Source organism: Pseudomonas sp. B15(2017), from assembly GCF_002113215.1.
Lineage (GTDB): Bacteria > Pseudomonadota > Gammaproteobacteria > Pseudomonadales > Pseudomonadaceae > Aquipseudomonas.
The window spans coordinates 205265-225598 of the sequence record NZ_NEJZ01000008.1 but is presented as its reverse complement, the minus strand read 5'-3'; the positions used below and the strand labels follow the sequence as shown (position 1 = coordinate 225598).

At 60.5% G+C, this 20334-nt stretch carries 18 protein-coding genes and 1 pseudogene; 11 read left to right on the top strand and 8 right to left on the bottom strand.

Annotated features, from left to right (window positions below; all coding sequences use genetic code 11):
• Nucleotides 1-67: 67 nt before the first annotated feature.
• The 7 genes and pseudogenes from CAF73_RS14440 to CAF73_RS30470 form a co-directional block, all read left to right on the top strand.
• Nucleotides 68-1159 (top strand): polyamine ABC transporter substrate-binding protein, encoded by a 1092-nt coding sequence (locus CAF73_RS14440; protein ID WP_085703086.1) that lies wholly within the window; start codon nucleotides 68-70, stop codon nucleotides 1157-1159.
• A gap of 28 nt (nucleotides 1160-1187) precedes the next feature.
• The gene (gene speB / locus CAF73_RS14435) at nucleotides 1188-2147 is read left to right on the top strand and encodes an agmatinase (protein WP_085703059.1); all 960 of its coding nucleotides are present in this window, start codon (nucleotides 1188-1190) and stop codon (nucleotides 2145-2147) included.
• Nucleotides 2148-2235: 88 nt separating this feature from the next.
• The gene (locus CAF73_RS14430) at nucleotides 2236-2952 is read left to right on the top strand and encodes a YafY family protein (RefSeq protein WP_085703058.1); all 717 of its coding nucleotides are present in this window, start codon (nucleotides 2236-2238) and stop codon (nucleotides 2950-2952) included.
• A 51-nt stretch (nucleotides 2953-3003) separates the two neighbouring features.
• Nucleotides 3004-3345, top strand: coding sequence for a nuclear transport factor 2 family protein (locus CAF73_RS14425; protein WP_085696381.1), 342 nt, complete (start codon nucleotides 3004-3006; stop codon nucleotides 3343-3345).
• Between the two features lie 22 nt (nucleotides 3346-3367).
• Nucleotides 3368-4486: a cell division protein ZapE gene (gene zapE / locus CAF73_RS14420; RefSeq protein WP_085703057.1), complete on the top strand. Its 1119-nt coding sequence runs from the start codon at nucleotides 3368-3370 to the stop codon at nucleotides 4484-4486.
• Between the two features lie 18 nt (nucleotides 4487-4504).
• A complete protein-coding gene (locus CAF73_RS14415; protein WP_085703056.1) occupies nucleotides 4505-5086 on the top strand; it encodes a DinB family protein in 582 nt (193 codons plus the stop codon).
• Between the two features lie 26 nt (nucleotides 5087-5112).
• Nucleotides 5113-5208 (top strand): annotated as a pseudogene (locus CAF73_RS30470) (GNAT family N-acetyltransferase); the annotation flags it as partial.
• An 84-nt stretch (nucleotides 5209-5292) separates the two neighbouring features.
• Here the strand turns inward: CAF73_RS30470 and CAF73_RS14405 are convergent.
• The 4 genes from CAF73_RS14405 to CAF73_RS14390 form a co-directional block, all read right to left on the bottom strand.
• Nucleotides 5293-5499, bottom strand: coding sequence for a hypothetical protein (locus CAF73_RS14405; RefSeq protein ID WP_085696375.1), 207 nt, complete (start codon nucleotides 5497-5499; stop codon nucleotides 5293-5295).
• A 184-nt stretch (nucleotides 5500-5683) separates the two neighbouring features.
• Complete coding sequence (locus CAF73_RS14400) at nucleotides 5684-7930, bottom strand: TonB-dependent siderophore receptor (RefSeq protein WP_085703055.1); 2247 nt, start codon at nucleotides 7928-7930, stop codon at nucleotides 5684-5686.
• A 146-nt stretch (nucleotides 7931-8076) separates the two neighbouring features.
• Nucleotides 8077-9825: a phosphoethanolamine transferase CptA gene (locus CAF73_RS14395; protein WP_085703054.1), complete on the bottom strand. Its 1749-nt coding sequence runs from the start codon at nucleotides 9823-9825 to the stop codon at nucleotides 8077-8079.
• A gap of 213 nt (nucleotides 9826-10038) precedes the next feature.
• A complete protein-coding gene (locus CAF73_RS14390; protein ID WP_007957508.1) occupies nucleotides 10039-10221 on the bottom strand; it encodes a DUF6026 family protein in 183 nt (60 codons plus the stop codon).
• A 274-nt stretch (nucleotides 10222-10495) separates the two neighbouring features.
• On the opposite strand from CAF73_RS14390, the gene gnd reads away from it, so the two are divergent.
• The 3 genes from gnd to CAF73_RS14375 are packed head-to-tail and all read left to right on the top strand — an operon-like array spanning nucleotide 10496 to nucleotide 13802.
• On the top strand, nucleotides 10496-11476 hold the full coding sequence (gene gnd / locus CAF73_RS14385; protein WP_085696368.1) for a phosphogluconate dehydrogenase (NAD(+)-dependent, decarboxylating): 981 nt from the start codon (nucleotides 10496-10498) through the stop codon (nucleotides 11474-11476).
• A complete protein-coding gene (gene zwf, locus CAF73_RS14380; protein ID WP_085703053.1) occupies nucleotides 11473-12996 on the top strand; it encodes a glucose-6-phosphate dehydrogenase in 1524 nt (507 codons plus the stop codon). Before gnd ends, zwf begins: the two co-directional genes overlap by 4 nt.
• Nucleotides 12993-13802 (top strand): Cof-type HAD-IIB family hydrolase, encoded by an 810-nt coding sequence (locus CAF73_RS14375; protein ID WP_085703052.1) that lies wholly within the window; start codon nucleotides 12993-12995, stop codon nucleotides 13800-13802. The genes zwf and CAF73_RS14375 overlap by 4 nt, the downstream gene beginning before the upstream one ends.
• A gap of 45 nt (nucleotides 13803-13847) precedes the next feature.
• Here the strand turns inward: CAF73_RS14375 and nhaB are convergent, their stop codons facing one another.
• From nhaB to CAF73_RS14360, 3 genes are all read right to left on the bottom strand, one after another.
• Nucleotides 13848-15350, bottom strand: a complete 1503-nt coding sequence (gene nhaB, locus CAF73_RS14370) for a sodium/proton antiporter NhaB (protein ID WP_085696362.1) — start codon at nucleotides 15348-15350, stop codon at nucleotides 13848-13850.
• A gap of 74 nt (nucleotides 15351-15424) precedes the next feature.
• Nucleotides 15425-16714, bottom strand: a complete 1290-nt coding sequence (locus CAF73_RS14365) for a hypothetical protein (RefSeq protein ID WP_085696360.1) — start codon at nucleotides 16712-16714, stop codon at nucleotides 15425-15427.
• Between the two features lie 285 nt (nucleotides 16715-16999).
• Nucleotides 17000-17266 carry a hypothetical protein gene (locus tag CAF73_RS14360; protein WP_011334006.1) on the bottom strand — a complete coding sequence of 89 codons (267 nt, stop codon included), beginning with the start codon at nucleotides 17264-17266 and terminating at the stop codon, nucleotides 17000-17002.
• A 345-nt stretch (nucleotides 17267-17611) separates the two neighbouring features.
• On the opposite strand from CAF73_RS14360, the gene CAF73_RS14355 reads away from it, so the two are divergent.
• Entirely contained in the window at nucleotides 17612-18937 is a 1326-nt protein-coding gene (locus CAF73_RS14355) for a sigma-54 dependent transcriptional regulator (protein ID WP_085696359.1), read from the top strand.
• Between the two features lie 80 nt (nucleotides 18938-19017).
• On the opposite strand, the gene CAF73_RS14350 is transcribed toward CAF73_RS14355, so the two are convergent.
• Nucleotides 19018-20322, bottom strand: a complete 1305-nt coding sequence (locus tag CAF73_RS14350) for a transporter (RefSeq protein WP_085696358.1) — start codon at nucleotides 20320-20322, stop codon at nucleotides 19018-19020.
• Nucleotides 20323-20334 lie beyond the last annotated feature (12 nt).

Below are 20334 nucleotides of genomic sequence, written 5' to 3'. Positions count from 1 at the left end.
ACTTGATATTTCTCGAATGTATCCGACGGCGCATCCTGCCACCACTTCCTTCGGTCAGGTGTTCGTCATGGCTCCCGTCTTCAAGCTGTGTTTGCCCGCTTTGTTGCTTACCGTCTCCATCGCTGTCCAGGCGGAAGAAAAAACGCTCAATCTTTACAGTTGGGCCGATTACGTGGCGCCGGAAACCCTGCAGCGCTTCGAAAAGGAAACCGGCATTCACGTGCGCTACGACACTTTCGATACCTCAGAGGTGCTCGAGACCAAACTACTGACCGGCGGCAGCGGTTATGACGTGGTGGTGCCTTCGTCCAGCGTACTGGCCCGTGGTCTCGCGGCGGGAGCGCTCAAGGAAATCCCCCATGAAGGGCTCAAGGGTTACGCCAATCTTGATCCGGATCTGCTGGAAAAACTGGCGGCGGTCGATCCCGGCAACCGCTACGGCGTGCCTTACACCTGGGGCACGCTGGGGCTGGGCATGAACGTCGAGGCGGTCAAGCAGCGGCTGCCGGACGCGCCGCTCAACAGCCTTGATCTGCTGTTCAAACCCGAATACGCCAGCAAACTCAAGGATTGCGGGATCGCGATTCTCGACTCGCCGCAGGAAGTGATCGGCCTCGCGCTTCACTACCTCGGTAAAGATCCCTACAGCACCGACAAGACCGATCTGGCCGCCGCCGAAGCCTTGTTGCAGAAGTTGCAGCCTTCTGTTCTGTACGTCGCCACTGGCCGGCAGATCAACGATCTGGCCAACGGTAGTGTCTGCCTGGCGCTGACCTACAACGGTGACGCGAGCATGGCCGCCGATCAGGCCCGCAAGGCCAACAAGCCGTTTGAGGTGGCTTACCGGATTCCCAGGGAAGGCACGCTGGTGTGGCAGGACAACCTCGCGATCCCCAAAGACGCGCCGCACCCCGAAGCTGCGCGCACCTTCATCGAGTTCATGTTGCGCCCCGAATCCGTGGCGGCGCTGACCAACACGCTGTTCTTCGCCACCGCCAACCAGGCCGCCACGCCGTTGGTGGATGAAGCGGTGCGCAACGATCCGGACATTTACCCGAAACCCGAAGTGCGCGAGCGGCTGTACGCCGATCGCAGCATGAGCCTCAAGGACATGCGCCAGCGCACACGGCTGTGGACCACTTTCCGCAGCCGCCAATAACACCGTTCATAAAAACAGGAGCACACCGATGGACGTGCCAATGCAAAACGATCAGGCCCTGACCCGTGACAGCCTTTTCGGCACCGCAGCCGAAAGCACCTACGCCGGTATCACCAGTTTCATGCGCCGGCGCTACAGCCGCGACCTGCGCGGCGTGGACGTGGCGGTCAGCGGTGTGCCGTTCGACACCGCCACCAGCAATCGCCCCGGCGCACGGTTCGGGCCGCGCGGGATTCGTGCAGCGTCCACCGGGATTGCCTGGGAACGGCACTGGCCATGGGCGTTCGACCCGTTCGATCATCTGGCGGTGATCGATTACGGCGATTGCGACTTCGATTACGGCTCGCCGCACACCATCCCGGAAAGTATTGAAGCCCACGCCGAACACATTCTGAGCTCCGGCAGCGCCATGCTCACCTTTGGCGGCGATCACTTCATCAGCTATCCGCTGCTCAAGGCCCACGCGCGCAAGCACGGCGCGCTGTCGCTGATCCACTTCGATGCCCACAGCGACACCTGGCCTGACGAGGGCGGCAAACGGGTCGATCACGGCACCATGTTCTGGCACGCAGCGCGGGAAGGGCTGGTGGATCCGGCGCGTTCGGTGCAGATCGGTTTGCGTACCACCAACGACGATCATCAGGGCTTTCAGGTGCTGGACGCGCGGCAGGTGCATCGTCGGGGCTGCGAGGCGATTGTCGAGGCCATTCGCGCGCGGGTCGGAGATAACCCGGTGTACCTGACGTTCGACATCGATTGCCTGGATCCGGCCTTTGCGCCGGGCACCGGTACGCCGGTCTGCGGCGGCCTGAGCACGATGCAGGCGCTGGAGATTCTGGGCGGCCTGCGCGGGATCAATCTGGTGGGCATGGACGTGGTGGAAGTGGCCCCGGCCTATGATCATGCGGACGTGACGTCGCTGGCGGCGGCAACCCTGGCCATGGAGATGCTTTGCCTGTACGCGGCCAGGCACAAAGTCGACGCGTGATCCCCTTTGAGCCTGGTGAAAGCTCCTGACAATTTCTGACACCAGGCTCTGCTAAGCTCCGGCAAATTTTTGCCCGGAGCCTCACACCGTGTCGCGAACCACTCGATTGTTGACCCTGCTGCAAGTGCTGCGCGGCAAGAAACGTCCGGTGACCGCCGCGACGCTGGCGTCCGAGCTGGAAATCTCCGAACGCACCCTTTATCGCGACATCGCCGAACTGACCGCACTGGGTGCGCCGATCCACGGCGAGGCGGGCATCGGTTACGTGTTGCGCAGCGGTCTGTTTCTGCCACCGCTGATGCTCAACGCCGACGAGACCGAAGCCATCGTGCTGGGCCTGCGTTATGTCGATCAGCGTGGTGACGAGGTACTGAGCAAGGCAGCGGCGGATGCACTGGCGAAAATCGCGGCAGTGCTGGACCCGCTGGCTCAGGAAGCGCTGCGCAATCCGACCGTCATGCCCGGGCCACCGGGTTACGGTTTTCCGCAAAACGCAGTGCCCTTGAACGTTTTCCGCCACGCGATTCGCGATCAGGCCAAGTTGCACATCGATTACGCCGATGCGCAGCAGGTCCAGAGCCAGCGCTTGATCTGGCCGCTGGCGCTGGGCTTTCTCAACGAGGTGCGAATCATCGTCGCGTGGTGTGAGTTGCGCGGCGCCTATCGCACCTTTCGCACCGACCGGATCGCCGCCGCCAGCTTGCAGGGCGAGCGCTATCCGGGGCGTCGCAGCGACCTGTTGCGCACCTGGCAGCGGCAGATGCAACTGGACGAAAACGGCCGTTTCACTCCTGACAAGAATTGACGCAGGGCTGTTCTAGGATGGCGACAGAACCCGAAAAAAGGAGCTGTAATCATGTTCCATCCCACCTCGATACTCGCCCCGGCCATCGTTGAATACATCAACGCCGCCAATGCTCGCGATACGTCCCGGGTCGGCAGTTTTTTTGCCGAGGATGCCCATGTGTTCGACGAAGGCCATCATCAGGTCGGCCCGCAGGCCATTGCCGACTGGATGCAAGACACCGCCCGGCGCTATCAGCCACGGGTCGAAGTGCTCGGTGTCCAGCAGCGCACCGGCAAAGTGCTGGTGCAAGGGCTGATTTCCGGGACCTTTCCCGGCAGCCCGCTGGAGCTGCGCTACACCTTTCGCCTGAACGAGCAGGGCAAAATCGCACGGCTGGATATTTCCGCGTAGCCATCGTGGCATACTGCCGCGCATGACTTTCGACTCTCCCCTGAGCGCCTGGCAATACGCCGTCGACCATAAGGGTTTCATCCAGGATGAAGCCCAGGAACACGCGGTCTGGGCCTTGCAAAAATGCCATGAAGCCCTGCACGCCGGTGCCCGTTCGGTCACCGGCGTTTACCTGTGGGGCCCGGTCGGGCGCGGCAAGACCTGGCTGATGGATCAGTTCTACCAAAGCCTGCGGGTGCCGGCGCGGCGGCAGCACTTTCATCACTTCATGGGCTGGGTCCATCAGCGTTCGTTTCAGTTGACCGGGATCGCCGATCCATTGCGGGCCCTGGCCCGTGAGCTGGCGGCCGAGGTGCGGGTGCTGTGTTTCGATGAGCTGTTCGTCAATGACATCGGTGACGCGATCATTCTCGGGCGGCTGTTTCAGGTGATGTTCGATGAAGGCGTGGTGGTGGTCTGCACCTCCAACCTGCCGCCGGATCTGCTGTATGCCGACGGCTTCAACCGCGACCGCTTTTTGCCGGCGATCACCGCGATCAAGCAGCACATGCAAGTGGTCGCGGTGAATGGTGCCGAAGATCACCGATTGCATCCCGGCGCCATCGAGCAGCGCTACTGGGTCGCCACTTCGGGGCAGGAGAGCGCGCTGAGCCAGGTCTTCGACGCCCTGGCCGCCGGGCACACCGTCAGTACCGAACCGGTGCCGGTCGGTTACCGCGCCCTGAACGTGGTGCAGGCCAGCGATTCGGTGCTGTGGTGCCGTTACGCCGAGCTGTGCGAGCAACCGTTCGCCGCCATGGATTTCATCGCGCTGTGCGACACCTACCGGGCTATCCTGTTGAGCGAGGTGCCTAACCTCAGCGCGAAAAAACGCGAAGGGCGGATCGCCCGTGGCACCGAGGACGGCGCGGAACGGGTGGTGGCCGGCGATCGCCAATTGCCGCAGCTGTCGGTGCATGACGACGGCGTGCGCCGCTTTATCGCGCTGGTCGACGAGTGCTACGACCGCAAGGTGCCGCTGTACATCGAGGCCGAAGTGCCGATGGACGCGCTGTACACCGAGGGTTATCTGGAATTCCCGTTTCGCCGGACCCTCAGCCGCTTGCAGGAGATGCAGCTGCAACGCTTCGCCGAGACCTGAAAACAAGGAGGGCGCGACATGACTCAGCCACTGTCCCACCATTTGCTGACCATGGCTTATCAGAATGCCTGGGCCAACCATCGACTGGCCAAGGCCTGGAGCCAGCTCGACGACGCCGAGCTGGCAGCGCCACGGGTGAGTTTCTTCCCGAGCATCCGCCTGACCCTCAACCACATCCTCACCTGCGACTGGTTCTACGTCGACGCGCTGGAGCGCGAGTTGCGCGCAGATGAGCCACATCCCGATTGTTACGTGTTCTTCAACACTGACGAGCCCTTCACCGAGGCGCAGGCCTTGCGCCGTGAACAGGCCCATGTCGACCGCCGCTTGATCGCCTACTGCGAGCAACAGCGCGATGCCGATCTGGGGCGTCTCGTCACCATCGCTCGCGATACGCCGCAACACGACAGCCGCCTGCGGATGATTTCCCACCTGTTCGAGCATCAGATCCACCACCGTGGGCAGGTCCACGCGATGCTCAGCGGTACGTCGGTAAAACCGCCGCAACTGGACGAGTTTTTCTGTGCCGGTGAGTCAAGTTTGCGAGCCGAGGATTTCGCCGAACTGGGCTGGACCGAAGAACTCATCTGGGGTCACTGAAAACGCCGGGTTGTGGCCGGGGCCTTGCGCAAAACGCCTATGTCAAATTCGGCTTCGCGCCGGGCATGTTCGACCCTGATCACGGGCGCATGCTGTTCTGGATCAAGGACCTTCAGGCATAAAAAAGGGCGCCCGGAATGGGCGCCCAAACTGTCGTCTGCGAGGCCAGAGCGGAGCCATCGCAGGTCCATCGGTAAAGTGTTCGCTCAAGGGCGATAGGACTCGGTGACCTGGGCGGTCTGGTCGTCCGGAACCCGAAGCTCGTTGGTCTTCGTGTCAGCCTGCTGGCTTTGTGCGGAGTGAACCGGGAAATTGGCCCAGTAATGTCTCATGCGCTCGGCGCCGCCTTCGGCGAATGCGCTGGCGGATGCGAGGGTGAGTAGAGCAGCAAGGATTGCAGTGGTGGTTTTCATGGTGCCTCCTTCGAAAAATGTCGGAGCCGTTCATCCATGAATCAGGTCCTCGGGCGCAGTGTCGGCCGAGGGCATTAACAAGCGGTTAACGCTTGTTCAGTCCAGGTTTTACAGGGTGTTTCCATTGCGTATCGGACGAACGCTGCACGCGTGAATGACGCGTGCAGGTTGCAAGGGGAGGGCGTCAGAGTTTCCAGTCGAGGCTCAGCGTCACGGTGCGAGGATCGCCCCAGAACACGCCGTTGTAGAAGCCGACGTTGTCGTAATACTTCTTGTCGAACAGGTTGTCGACGTTGAGGGATGCCGACAGGTGTTTGTCGAACTCGTAGCGCGACATCAGCTTGACCACGGTGTACGCCTCCTGACGAATGCGCGCCGGTTCAGTGATGATCCGGCCGTTCGCGCCGCGCCCGATCGGCCGTTTGGAATTGCCGTACACATCGCTCTGCCAGTTCACGGCACCGCCTACGGTCAGGGCGTTCCAGTTACCCGGCAGGCGATAGGTCGTGGACAGGCGGAACAGGTTCAGCGGCTGATTGGTGTTGCTGCGCTGTTTTTCGCCGTTGAGCGAGTGGGTGTAGGTGTAACCGGCGGTCATGTTCCAGCCGTCGAGGACTTCACCGGAGACTTCGGCTTCGAAGCCATTGACCTTGTTGCCCTTGCCGCCTGATTTGTAGAACTGCTCGCCGGTGTCCGGATCGGGCAGCGCGGACTCATCGAGCTCGGCGACGTTGTCCTGCTTGCTCCAGAACACGGCGGTGGAGACGTTCAGGCGTTCTTCCAGCAAGCTGCCTTTGAGCCCCACTTCATAGTTGCTGCCAACCACCGGATCGATGTAATTGCGGCTGGCGTCACGCACGCCCTGTGGTTTGAAAATGTCTGTGTAGCTGACGTACGCGGTGTATTCCGGCGTCAGGTCATACAGCAGGCCGGCGTACGGCGTCCACATGTCGTTGTGTCGCTGGCTGCTGGCATCGACGCCAGTCAGTTGCAGGCTCTGATCGTAGGCGTAGGTCTTGCTCGAGGCCTCCCAGCTGCCGTAGCGACTGCCCAGCACCGCGTGCAATTCATCGGTCAGGCTCAGGCGCGTCGCAAGGTAGCCTGCCTTTTGCCGAGTGCTGTCCTTGAAGCTCGGCAGGCTGGTAGTGGTGTCGGGGAATTTGTTGATGCCGCCCATGTATTTCCAGTCGCGCACGCTTTCGTAATCGGATGCGCGCGGGCCATCAACGTTGTACGGGTCGTTCGAGCGGCGCTCGGCTTCGCCGTAGCCGAACATCAATTCGTGTTCACGGCCAAACAGCGAGTAAGGGCCGGCCAGGTTGAGGTCGTAGGCGCGCATGCTCTGGTCGCCGATCATGTGGCCGATGGTCGCGGTCATGCCGCTGCGGTCGGGTTCCGGGTAACCGGAGCCGGCATAGTAGACCTTGCCGTCACCGTCGCTCTTGCGGTGGGTATAGGCCGCCTTCAGATGCCAACCGGCCGCCAGTTGCTGATCGAGGGTGGCGAACGCGGTCTTGTCGCGCAATGGCCAGGAGCTCCATGAGGTCGCCATGTTGGTCGAGCGACCGAGGCCGGCCTTGCTGCCATCGGCATTCCAGTACGGCGTCGTACCCCACGAGGTGCCTTGCACCTGCTTGTCCTGATAGTCGTAACCGACGGCCAGCACGGTCGAATCGGTCAGGTCCGCTTCGAGGATGCCGTAGCCGACTTCCCGTTGCAGGGCGTACTTGTCGCGAAACGAACCGCTGTCGCGATAGGCCAGCACACTGCGACCGCGCAGGCGTCCGTCAAACGCCAGAGGGCCGCCGACATCGACGTAACTGTAGTAATCGTCATAGCTGCCGCCACTGACGCCGGCCTGAGCCTGCCATTGTGCGGTGGGACGTTTGCGCACCATGTTGATGGTGGCAGACGGGTCGCCTGCGCCGGTCGTCAGGCCGGTCGCGCCGCGAACCACTTCGATACGATCGTAGATGATGGTGTCGGCATCGCTCTTCATGTAGCTGAAGGTATTGAGCATGCCGTCGATCTGGAAGTTGTTGATCGAGTAGCCGCGGGACGAATAGCTGACCCGATCCGAATCGTTGTGCTGCACCACGATGCCGGTGGTCTGGCTCATGGCTTCGGACAATGTCCCGAGCTTGAAATCATCCATCTGCTGGCGGGTGACCACGGACACCGATTGCGGGGTTTCCTTGATCGACAGGTTCAGCTTGGTCGCGGTGCTCATCGCGCCGGTGGTGTAGGAGCCGGTGTTTTCGGTGTTGCTGCCCAGGCCTTGGGCGGTGACGCTGGTGGAGGCCAGTTCGAGTGTCGTACCGCCGGGCTCCGGCGCCTGTCCGGCGGCGGTTTCAGCCAGCAGGTCCGGGCTCAGTGCCACACTGCACAGACCGAGGGTGAGGGTCATGGAACGGGTGATGGGCGCGAGCATCGCAGCCGACTCCTTGTCTTCGAGGGAAAAATTCCGTTTGCTCAAAGACGAAGGTGAGCGGTGCGATTTAGTGTCAAACGAGAAATATTGTTATTTGAAGATGTTTCACCTGTATGAAGAAAGGGCCGTTTCCGGCCCTTTCTTGATTATTGCTTTACCACCTCTGCGACATTGGCGACGGGTTTTTTCGGCTTCATCAGGCTGAAGTCGATCAGGGCTCGCTGTTCGCGTTCGTAAGGGTTGCCGATCAACAGCGGACGCGGCTTGAAGCTGTCGCTGACCAGGCTCTTGCTGCGATCCAGTTCATCGAAACTCAAACCGGCCAGATCCGCCCAGGTGTGGATCAGGTGCGAGCTGCTGTAAGGCCGGCTCAGATCCCCGGCAAAGTTCCAGTCGTGGTTTTCGCGCCATTTTGGCGACGCCCAGGCCATGAACGGAATGGTGTACATCGGCGCCGTCGGCTTGTTTTCGTTGCGGCCCAGGGTGCCGTGGCCCACCGAGTCGAACACGTCTTCACCGTGGTCGGAGAGGTACAGCAGGAAGCCGTTCGGATCGGATTTGGCGTAGTCCTTGATCAGGCTCGAAACCACGAAATCGTTGTACAGCACCGCGTTGTCGTAGCTGTTGTAAGTCGGCACCTGATCGTCCCGCACGCCGGCCGGAACGCCGTTGCGATCCTGGAACTTGTCGAAGCTCGGCGGATAACGGTACTGGTAGCTCATATGCGTACCGAGCAAGTGCACGACGATCAGCTTGCGCGGTGCTGCATCGGCCAGGGCCTTGTTGAACGGCTCGATCACGTCGCCATCGTACTGGGCGGCGTTCTGGTTGCGGTTGTTGTTCAGGTACACCTGCTCGTCGGCCTGTTCGGAGAAGGTCGTGAGCATGGTGTTGCGCTTGGTCATGGTCTGCTGGTTGGTGATCCAGAAGGTCTTGTAGCCGGCCTGTTTCATCATGCTGACCAGCGATGGCGTGGACAGGTACAGATCCGGATTTTCTTCGTCGGCGAAGGTCAGCACCTGTTGCAGCGCCTCGATGGTGTAAGGGCGCGGGGTGATGACATTGTCGAAGATCGACAGCTGATCCTTGAGCTTGTCCAGCTCTGGCGTGGTTTTACGCGGGTAACCGTACAGGCTCATGCGCTGGCGGTTGGTGGATTCGCCGATCACCAGCACCAGGGTAGCCGGCTGGTTGGCGCCCGAGTCCTTGAGGTTATGCAGCGGCGGGATTTTGCTCGCGCTGTGCAACATGCTCTGCATTTCGCCCAAGGTGTCGAGATAACGGTGATACGCCACTGCCATTTGCCAAGGCACTGCCGGCTCGATACGGGTTTCGAATTTCTCGAATCCGCCGGCGAAGCTGCCGGTGCGCATCGTCTGCTTGACCAGCGGATAACCGATCACGGCTACCAGGATCGCCATGGCGGCCACGAACGCCCGGCCACGGGGCAGGTACACCGGACGCAGTCGGGTCCACAGGAAGTACGCGAACGCGGTGTGCGCGAGGAACGCCGGGATCATCCACCAGGCAAAGTACTGGGTCATGTACTCGCCGGCTTCGGACACGTTCGACTCGAACATGATGAAAATCACGCTCTGCGAGAATTCCTGCTGGTAGATGAAGAAGTAGCCCAGGCTGGCCATCGAACAGGCCCACAGCACGACGCCAATCAGCGCGGCGAGCAGACGGGTGCGCTTGGGGAACAGGAGCATCGGCGCGAGCCATACGGCGCTCATCACGAAGGCCTGGCGGAACCCGGTGAACCCTGAGGTGCCCGTCAACTGGATCAGCAGTTGGGTGATACCGGAGAAGTACCAGAAAAACACGAACAGCCAGATCAAACCGGCCCAGTCGAAACCTGTCGCAGTCGTATTGCTGCGTTTGAACACCGCCATTCAGCACTCCAGCTCTGTCGTTACATCCAACGCCGGGCGCCACATGAAAACGGCGCATGAAACCGACGAACGGAGGCCATGCGCAGACACGCACGGCCAGAATGCGCGCGAGTATCAACAAGGGTCTGTGAAAACTTTGTTAATTGCCGAAATCGGTGGGGGGAGCAGTATGTCGGGAACAGCTGAGGCCGTTCCCGAATCGGGCAGGGGAGATCAGGCGTGCGGCGAGCGTTGTACGCGTGGCAGGGGCTGTGGCTCGGCGCCCTGGGTCAGCAGGCGCAATTGCGCGAGTTCCTGCTTGAGCTGGTCGCGTTCATCTTTCAACTGACGCAATTCATCGCGACGGATGGTGACGTACAGGGTTTGTGGCGGCATTGCTGTGTGTACTGTGCCCATTGCTCACCTCGCAAATGGCGTGTCTCAACTGCAGATCAGCCCCCGGTCTGGAGCCTTGATCTGCTATCGGCGCCGATTTTGATTTCTTTTGCTCGTGAATGGAACTTTTTTATTTTTCATGGTCGTTGTGTCTTCGACACGTTTCCCGACGTTATCACTCTGGATCGGGCACAATGCCCGGAAACTTCACACCAACGCTCTGGACTAAGCTCCATGAGTCACGTTGGGCTATAACCTTTGACACACTTTTATTTGTAGTAAGGAGCATCAGCACATGCAACTCGGGATTATTGGACTGGGCCGCATGGGCGGCAATATTGCGCGACGTCTGATGCTCAACGGTCACACCACCGTTGTTTACGACCGCAATACCGCCTTTGTCGACACCCTGGCCGCCGAGGGCTCTACCGGCGTCGCCGATCTGCCTGCACTGGTCGCAGGCCTGGCCAAGCCGCGTGCGGTGTGGGTCATGCTGCCGGCGGGCGCACCGACTGAAGACACCATCGAAACCTTGAGCAATCTGCTCGAAGCGGGCGACACCATTATCGATGGCGGCAACACCAACTATAAGGACGACATCCGTCGGGCCAAGACTCTGGCCGAGAAGGGCCTGCACTACATCGACGTCGGCACCTCCGGCGGCGTCTGGGGCCTGGAACGCGGTTACTGCATGATGATCGGCGGCGATGCCGAGACTGTTAAGCGTCTGGACCCGCTGTTCGCCGCGCTGGCGCCGGGCATGGGCGATATTCCGCGCACCAAGGACCGCAAGTCCGATGACCACCGTGCCGAGCACGGCTACATCCACGCCGGTCCTGCCGGTGCCGGTCACTTCGTGAAGATGATCCACAACGGGATCGAGTACGGCATGATGGCGGCCTTCGCCGAAGGTTTCGACATCCTCAAGACCAAGTCCAGCGAGCTTCTGCCGGAGGATCAGCGTTTCGACCTGAACGTGGCCGACATCGCCGAAGTCTGGCGTCGTGGCAGTGTGGTGTCGTCCTGGTTGCTCGACCTGACCGCCGATGCCCTGGCGGTCGACCCGAAACTCGACGGTTTCTCCGGCTCCGTGGCCGACAGCGGTGAAGGCCAATGGACCATCGAAGCGGCAATGGAACAAAAGGTGCCGGTACCGGTGCTGTCCAACTCGCTGTTCTCGCGCTACCGCTCCCGCGGCCAGGGCACTTTCGGCGACAAGATCCTCTCGGCCCAGCGCTTCGGCTTCGGCGGCCACGTGGAGACTCCGAAGAAATGACCCATACGATCCGCAGAAAATCCAAGGCAGAACCCGCACCACCGACCACGCTGTTTTTGTTCGGTGCCCACGGCGACCTGGTCAAGCGCTTGCTGATGCCGGCGCTGTACAACCTCAGTCGCGACGGCTTGCTTGACGAAAATCTGCGGATCGTCGGCGTTGACCACAACGCCATCACCGATGAAGCCTTCGCGCAAAAGCTCGAAGACTTCATCCGTACCGAAGTGGCAGCCAAGGTCGGCAAGGGCGATCAGATCCTTGATCCAGCCTTGTGGGCCAAGCTCGCCAAAGGCATCAGCTACGTCCAGGGTGACTTCCTGGACGACAGCACCTATTCAGCCCTGGCGGCGAAAATCGCCGACAGCGGCACCGGCAATGCGGTGTTCTACCTGGCCACCGCGCCACGTTTTTTCAGCGAAGTGGTGCGCCGTCTCGGCAGCGCCGGGTTGCTCGAGGAAAACCCGGAAGCGTTCAGAAGGGTGGTGATCGAAAAACCGTTCGGCTCCGACCTGCAAACCGCCGAGGCGTTGAACGCCTGCCTGCTCAAGGTCATGTCGGAAAAGCAGATCTACCGGATCGATCACTATCTGGGCAAGGAAACCGTGCAGAACATTCTGGTCAGCCGGTTCTCCAACAGCCTGTTCGAAGCGTTCTGGAACAATCACTACATCGACCACGTACAGATCACCGCCGCCGAAACCGTCGGCGTTGAAACCCGTGGCAGTTTTTACGAACACACCGGCGCCCTGCGGGACATGGTGCCCAATCACCTGTTCCAGTTGCTGGCCATGGTGGCGATGGAGCCGCCGGCCGCGTTCGGCGCCGATGCGGTGCGGGGCGAGAAGGCCAAGGTAGTCGGTGCGATCCGGCCCTGGACCACCGAGCAAGCACGGGAAAACTCGGTGCGCGGTCAGTACGGCGCCGGTGAAGTCGCGGGCAAACCGGTGGCTGGTTATCGCGATGAAAACAACGTCTCCCCTGAAAGCACCACGGAAACCTACGTGGCGCTCAAGGTGATGATCGACAACTGGCGTTGGGTCGGCGTGCCGTTCTACCTGCGCACCGGCAAGCGCATGAGCGTGCGCGATACCGAGATCGTCATCTGCTTCAAACCGGCGCCGTATGCGCAGTTCCGGGATACCGAGGTCGACGAATTGCAGCCGACTTACCTGCGTATCCAGATCCAGCCCAACGAAGGCATGTGGTTCGACCTGCTGGCCAAGCGGCCGGGGCCGGCGCTGAACATGGCCAACATCGAGCTGGGGTTCGCCTACAAGGACTTCTTTGAAATGCAGCCGTCCACCGGCTACGAAACCCTGATCTACGACTGTCTGACCGGTGACCAGACGCTGTTCCAGCGCGCTGACAACATCGAGAACGGCTGGCGCGCGGTGCAGCCGTTCCTCGACGCCTGGCAGCAGGACGCCAGTGTGCAGGGTTATGCCGCCGGCGAAGACGGGCCGAAAGCCGCCGATGATCTGCTGACTCGCGATGGTCGCGTCTGGCATGGTCTGGGATGAGCGAACCGTTCCGTTTTCTGTTGAGCGACATGGACGGCACGCTGTTGCTGCCCGATCACAGCCTGAGTCAGCGTACGATTGACGCGGTTCGTTCGCTGCGCGAGGCGGGCGTGCTGTTCAGCCTCGCCACCGGGCGTCCGCCCAAAGCCATGCTGCAACAGATCGAGGCCTTGGGCGTGGACCTGCCGACAGCAGCGTTCAACGGCGGCACGATCGTCAATCCGGACGGCAGCATTCTGGTGGCTCATTTCCTGCCCGCGACGGCAGTGTTGACCGCATTGGCATTGTTCGCCGATCAACCGGATGTCGAAATCTGGGTGTTCAGCGGCGGCGACTGGTTGCTCAAGGATCCTCACGGGCCGATGGTGCCGCGTGAGCAGCACGGGCTCGGATATCCGCCAGTGGTGGTGGAGAGTTTCGAGCCGTATCTGGAGCGTATCGACAAGATCGTGGCGACCAGCAACAACACGGAACTGCTGATCGAGCTGGAGGCGCGGTTGCTGCCGAAAGTCGAGGGCATGGCACAGGTGTCACGCTCGCAACCGGTATATCTGGACGTGACGGCGCTGGAGGCCAACAAGGGCTCGGCGCTGGTGACGCTGGCTGAACATCTGGGCGTATCAATGGCGCAGACGGTGGCAATTGGCGACGGCGGCAATGATCCGGCGATGTTCCATGTCGCCGGTTTGGCGATTGCCATGGGGCAGGCCGAGGACGCGGTGAAGCGTCAGGCCGATGTGGTCACCGGGCCGAACACCGAGGACGGGGTGGCGCAGGCGATCGAGAAATATATTTTGCCGCGTTGATCGATGCATAAAAAAACGGGAGCCTGATGGCTCCCGTTGTTGTTTTTACAGCCAGTAGCTCACGGCATACCAGCCCAGCAATCCCATCACGATGGTGTAGGGCAATGCCATCCACACCATTCGCCCGTAGGACAACCGCACCAGCGGCGCAATCGCCGACGTCAGCAGAAACAGGAACGCCGCCTGGCCATTGGGTGTGGCCACGCTCGGCAGGTTGGTGCCGGTGTTGATCGCAATCGCCAGTGTCTCGAAATGCTCGCGGCTCATGTGTCCGGACAGGAACGCCTGTTTCACCTCGGTGATGTAGATCGTGGCGACGAACACGTTGTCACTGATGGCCGATAACAGGCCGTTGGCGATGAACAGCATCCCCGGCTGCTGATCGGCCGGCAATGTCAGTACCCACTGAATCAACGGCGCGAACAGTTGTTGATCGTGAATCACCGCCACCACGGCGAAGAACACCACAAGCAGCGAAGTGAACGGCATCGCATCCTTGAAGGCATTGCCCAGACGATGCTCGTCGGTAATGCCGCTGAAGGCCGTGATCAGCACAATCACCATCAGGCCGATCAAGCCGACTTCGGCGATATGGAACGCCAGCCCGGCAATCAGGATCAGCGCAGCGCAGCCTTGCACCAGCAGAGCAGCACGTTGGCGCGGGGTGCGTTCGGCATTGTCTTCGGCGGCGTAGTTGGCCAGCACGGCACGTACGTTGTCCGGCAGCAACGTGCCGTAGCCGAACCAGCGCAGTTTCTCCAGCAGCAGGCAGGTCACCAGTCCCGCAACCAGAACCGGCAGCGACACGGGGGCGACCTTCACGAAAAACTCGGCGAAGTGCCAGCCCATTTCGTGGCCGATCAGAAGATTCTGCGGCTCGCCGACCAGGGTGCAGACGCCGCCCAGTGCGGTGCCGACAGCGCCGTGCATCAACAGGCTGCGCAGGAACGCGCGGAACTGTTCCAGGTCATCATGATGCAACTGGGGCAGATGGCGGTCATCGCTGAACTCGCTGTCCTGGCGCGGGTCGTTGCCGGAGGCCACTCGGTGGTAAACCGAATAGAAGCCCACAGCGGCACTGATGATCACCGCGGTCACGGTCAACGCGTCAAGAAACGCCGAAAGAAACGCCGATAAAAAGCAGAACATCAGGGCCAGCAGCGCCTTCGAACGCACGCCGAGCAACAGGCGCGAGAACAGGAACAACAGCAGGTCTTTCATGAAGTAGATGCCGGCGACCATGAACATAAGCAGCAGAATCACCGGGAAATTGTGCTGCAACTCTTCGTACAGCGCCTGGGGCGTGGTCATTTTCAGCAGCAGCGCTTCGATCAGCAGCAAGCCACCTGGCATCAGCGGGTAGCACTTGAGCGCCATGGCCAGAGTGAAAATGAACTCGATTACCAGCAACCAGCCGGCCGCGACCGGGCCGACGGTCCACAGCACCAGTGCGTTGAGAATCAGAAACCCGACGATGCACGCCTTGTACCAGCGGGGCGAATGCCCGAGAAAGTTGTGCGCGAACGCCTGAGCCATCGAACCGGACATCGGTTGCTCCTTGTTTTAAGAAGCACGCAAGTTGCCGTAAGCGATGGGCAAGATCAAGTGTGAGAAGGTTCGCATCAGTGATTCAGATAACGCGCGACCAGTGCGCGGTAGTTGCCATCCAGCGAATAGCCGCCTACCAGAATGCCACCGTCAGGCTGTATCGCCAGTGAGGTGGCGGTATCGAGGCTGCGCCCCAGTCGTGTGCGCAACCAGCCATTACCTGATCCGAAACCTCGATCAAGGCTGCCGTTCGCCAGATAGCGGGCGACGATGAAGTCGGCTTCAACCCCGCCGATCGTTGCGCCGACCGCGATGATGCGCCCGTCCGGCATCACCTGCGCGGCACTCCATTGGCAGCCGCTGAAAGCGATTTCCAGCAGGTGCGGCTGACCACCGTTGCAATGCAGGTCGGGGCGGCCGTTGCCATGGACGGACAGCGCCATGCATCGAATCGGATCGCGGCTGCTGCCAAAACAATGCAAATGCTCCGCCGATTCGATGACCTGGGTGACCAGCGCGCTGTGCCCCTGGGCTTTGAAGGCCATGAAACCGTCCACCGCAAAACGCTCATCGAGCCGCCCGTCCGGCAGATAGCGGGTGAGCAGGCCTTCCTGAGGAAAGTCGATGGAGCCAGCCACCACGATTCTGCCGTCTTCTTGCAACAGCAGAGCGCCGAGCCAGGTATTGAGCAGCAAGTGGCGAACCATGACGAAACCGCGCCCGTTGAACGACGGATCAAGGTTGCCATCGGGTTTGAGGCGGATCAGCATGCCGACGTGATCGGCGAGCTCGAAGTGATGGTTGGCGATCAGCAGGATATGCCCGTCGGGCTGCACTGCAAAATCGCAGGCTTCGGCGCCTGGAACGCCTGGCGGCAACCAGGCATCGCGGGTGCCCATGGACAGGTCGCCGGGCAGGCGGACAATTTGCTGGCCATTGTCACCGAAGTCCGGGTCAGGCCGACCTTGGGTATCGAACAGGGCCAGGGCAGGCAGAGTGCGATGCTCTGATTCGTAGTGCAGGCCCGCCAGCAGGATTCGTCCGTCGGGCAAGACCTGAACCTTGCTGCCGGTGGCCTCGAAGCCGGCGGCGAACTGGCCGATCACGCTGCCTTGAAAACCAAAGCCCAGATCCGCCGAGCCGTCTTCGAGCAGGCGCGCCAGGCCGAAACGACTGCCTTGTGCAGTAGCTACCTTGGCGGCGACCAGAATTCGGCCTTGCGCATCGAGCGCCACACTCTGAGTCAGGCTGGACATACTTCCGACGAAGTAAACCTGCGCCACACCGTTGCTGGAAAAGTTCTTGTCGAGTTGTCCGGCGTTATTCGCTAGCGTCGGCAGCGCGATGGCTGTCTGGGTTGACATGCATGCTTCTCCTTGCGAGTCGACCGATTTCCGGGAAGCGGAACGGGTAACTGCATGAGCGAAACATTCAATCCCTGAATACTCGCTAGTACAACTGTAAGAACTAACAGGTGGAGGGTCGCACTGTGCCAGAACAGTGTCTTTTTGAACCAGTCGCAAGCCTGCCAAGTATCGAGGCGCGAAAGTATTGGGGAAAGTTGTACAAAAAGACTGAAGTTGGAAAAGGATCCGCAACTAACAGAAGAGGGCGGATGACTTGAACGTCATCCGCATTGCCCGCCAATATCAGTGTGGCATCGACCAGGATTGCAGCGCATAGCCTTCTTCGCTCAGTTCGGCGCGGGCCTGTTGCAGCAGGTGTTCAAGTTGCGCCGGATCGGAGTAGGCGCTGCTCGGGATCTGGGTGCGACCGATGTGGGAATTGGTCCGGTCGATAACGGTCAGGCTCAGTTCGCCATTGCCGTCTTGTGGGGCCCAGGCGACGCATTGAAAAGGTTCAAATGCGCGGTTGGCAATCAAAAGAGCTTCGTTGATACGGAGCGGGGCGGTCATGGGATCTTCTCTCTATTAGTGCCCAATCAAGTGATCGGCCGTCAGTTAGGCTTACCGTACGGCGAGTTACTTGTACTGATGCACGCAACCCGCTGGCGGGTCACACAGAATCTGAAGAAATTTCGACTTTCTTTCATACACTCAATCTTCAGACAGGTTTTGAAAGCCTGGCGAAAGATTTAAGTCGATAGCTAACTAATAAAGTGGCTTCTTATAACTGGTTCACTTGTACATTTATAAGCAATCGATACAAGACGCCGTCAAATTCTTGCTAACGTAACAGTCAGGCTTGCCAAATGACTGTTTTTACGATCATTTCCCGAAATTTGGCGCCAAGGAACAGTCATGAACGAAGCGCCTGCCTTAAGACGTTTGTTGGTCGTCGACCCCTGCGACGATTGTCACCGATTGTTGCCGGGTTTACGTGCCGTGGGCTGGGACGTCGACAGTTGCAGCCTGGAAAATGCCGCCGACCGAAGCTGCGACGTCGGCTTGTTGCGGTTGCAGCCTTTTCACCTGGAACGTCCCGAAGCCGTCAAGGAGCTGATCAGCCGCAGCGGCACCGAATGGATCGCCGTGCTGAATCAGGAAGTGTTGCGCTTGCAGAACGTCGGCGATTTCGTCTGCGAGTGGTTTTTCGATTTCCACACCTTGCCGTTCGACGTGTCACGGGTGCAAGTTACCCTCGGTCGGGCGTTCGGCATGGCGCGTCTGCGCGGTCAGGGCACGATTCACGTCGACCAGCCCGAACATGAGCTGCTGGGCGACAGCAAACCGATCCGCGAGCTGCGCAAACTGTTGAGCAAACTGGCGCCCACCGAGTCGCCAGTGCTGATTCGCGGCGAAAGCGGTACCGGTAAAGAACTCGTCGCCCGCACGCTGCACCGGCAGTCGCAACGCCACAGCAAACCCTTCGTGGCGATCAACTGCGGTGCGATTCCCGAGCACTTGATCCAGTCCGAACTGTTCGGCCATGAGAAAGGCGCTTTCACCGGCGCCCATCAGCGCAAGATCGGCCGAATCGAAGCAGCTAACGGCGGCACGTTGTTTCTCGATGAAATCGGTGATCTGCCGCTGGAGCTGCAAGCCAATCTGCTGCGTTTCCTTCAGGAAAAACACATTGAACGGGTCGGTGGCAGTCAACCGATCCCGGTGGATGTGCGGGTATTGGCGGCGACCCACGTCGACCTCGAAGCCGCGATCGAGAAAAAACGTTTCCGCGAGGACTTGTACTACCGGCTCAATGTGCTGCAAGTCGTCACCGCACCGTTACGCGAGCGTCACGGCGACCTGTCGATGCTGGCCAACCATTTCTCCCACTTCTACAGTCACGAAACCGGCCGTCGTCCGCGCAGCTTCAGCGAAGACGCGCTGATCGCCATGGGCAAGCACGACTGGCCGGGCAATGTCCGTGAGCTGGCCAACCGCGTGCGTCGGGGTCTGGTGCTGGCCGAAGGGCGACAGATCGAGGCCCGAGACCTGGGACTGATCAGCCAGCAGTCGATCGCGGCACCGATGGGTACGCTTGAAGATTACAAGATCCGCGCTGAACGCCAGGCGCTGTGCGATGTATTGAACCGGCACAGCGACAATCTCAGCGTTGCCGCCAAAGTGCTGGGGGTTTCCCGGCCAACTTTCTACCGTTTGCTGCACAAGCATCAGATCCGCTAGGGCGCGGCGCTTCCTGAGCCCGGGAAGCTGAAAAGGCCCGCTGCGATGCAAATCGCAGCGGGCCTTTTCATGTGTGGTGATTAGAAGTAGTACGGGAATTTCAGGCTGAAGGAGAAGTCCGGGGCATCGTCCGTCATGCCGATGGACAGGTTGGGCACGATGGTCAGGTTGTCGGTGGCCGCGATGGTCATGCCGACGTTGAAGTAACCGGCGTTGGCGTCGCTGGACACCACCGATTCCCAATCGCCGCCATCCTGTTTCAGCTTGCTCTTGCGTTGCACCAGGTCCGAGACGGAGAACGACATACTCATCTTCTCGTTCAGTGCGAAGGCAACACCTGCGCCAATCTGGAAGCTGTCGCCGATGCGTACCTTGCCCGGGGTTTTCTGGTTGACGGTCGAACTGATGTCGTCGAACGATTCCTCGAAGTTATGGGTGTAGGACAGGCTGCCGAACAACACGGCCGGGTCAAACGTCTTGACCAGCGAGATGCCCGGGGTGATCGACCAGACGCCGTTGCCGGTAGGCAGGGTGTCAGGCACGAACAGGTTCGAGTTGGCATCGGTCTGGCGCAGCTTGATCCCGAACGGATCCTTGCCCGTTGGCGCCTTGACCCGCAAGGAAACCACGGCATCCGGGGTGTTGACCGATTCGTCCAGGAACTTGTAGGCGATGCCGAAGTTGACGTCGCCGATGGTCGGGTCGCGGCTTACGTCCTGTTCGGTGGTGACATTGGAGGCGCCTCCGTTGCCGCCGCCTGACTGATAGGTCGATTCACGGTAGACCACCGGCACGTTCAGGTCGAACTGCCAGCGATTGTCAAAGTTGTAGCGTCCGGTCAGGTCGAGAGTCCAGGTATCGGCCTTGATCCGGTCGAGGTTGATGTTGCCCAGAAAGATCGAGTCCAGGGCGAGGAAGCCGTTGAGGATCAGTTGGCGGGTGTCGTAGCGTGAATAGGTCACGCCGGTTTCAAAGCTGAACTTGCCGCCGCCAAAGAAGCCGCTGGCTTCGTCGTACAGGTTGGACACACTCTGTGCCGGTTGCGAATCATCGGCCAGCGACTGGCCATAAGATGCGCCACTTCCCCCGGCGGCGCCCCCCGACGCTGCTGCAGCCCCGGTGCCGGCGGCGACCCGGTTGCCTTTCATGTCCGAAGGCGATTTGGCCAGGCGTTTTGGGGGAGGGGACGCGGGCTGGTCTTCGACCTGGCGGACCCGTTGTTCGAGCACCGCCAGGGCTTTCTGTTGCACTTCGTATCGTTGCTTAAGCTCCAAAAGTTCCTGTTTCAGGGCTTCCACATCTGCGTCGGGTGCTGCTTGCAGCATCGCCGCAGGTAGAAGAGTACTCAAACATACAGCGGCACGCAGTGATACTGATCGATACATGAATAAGCCGTC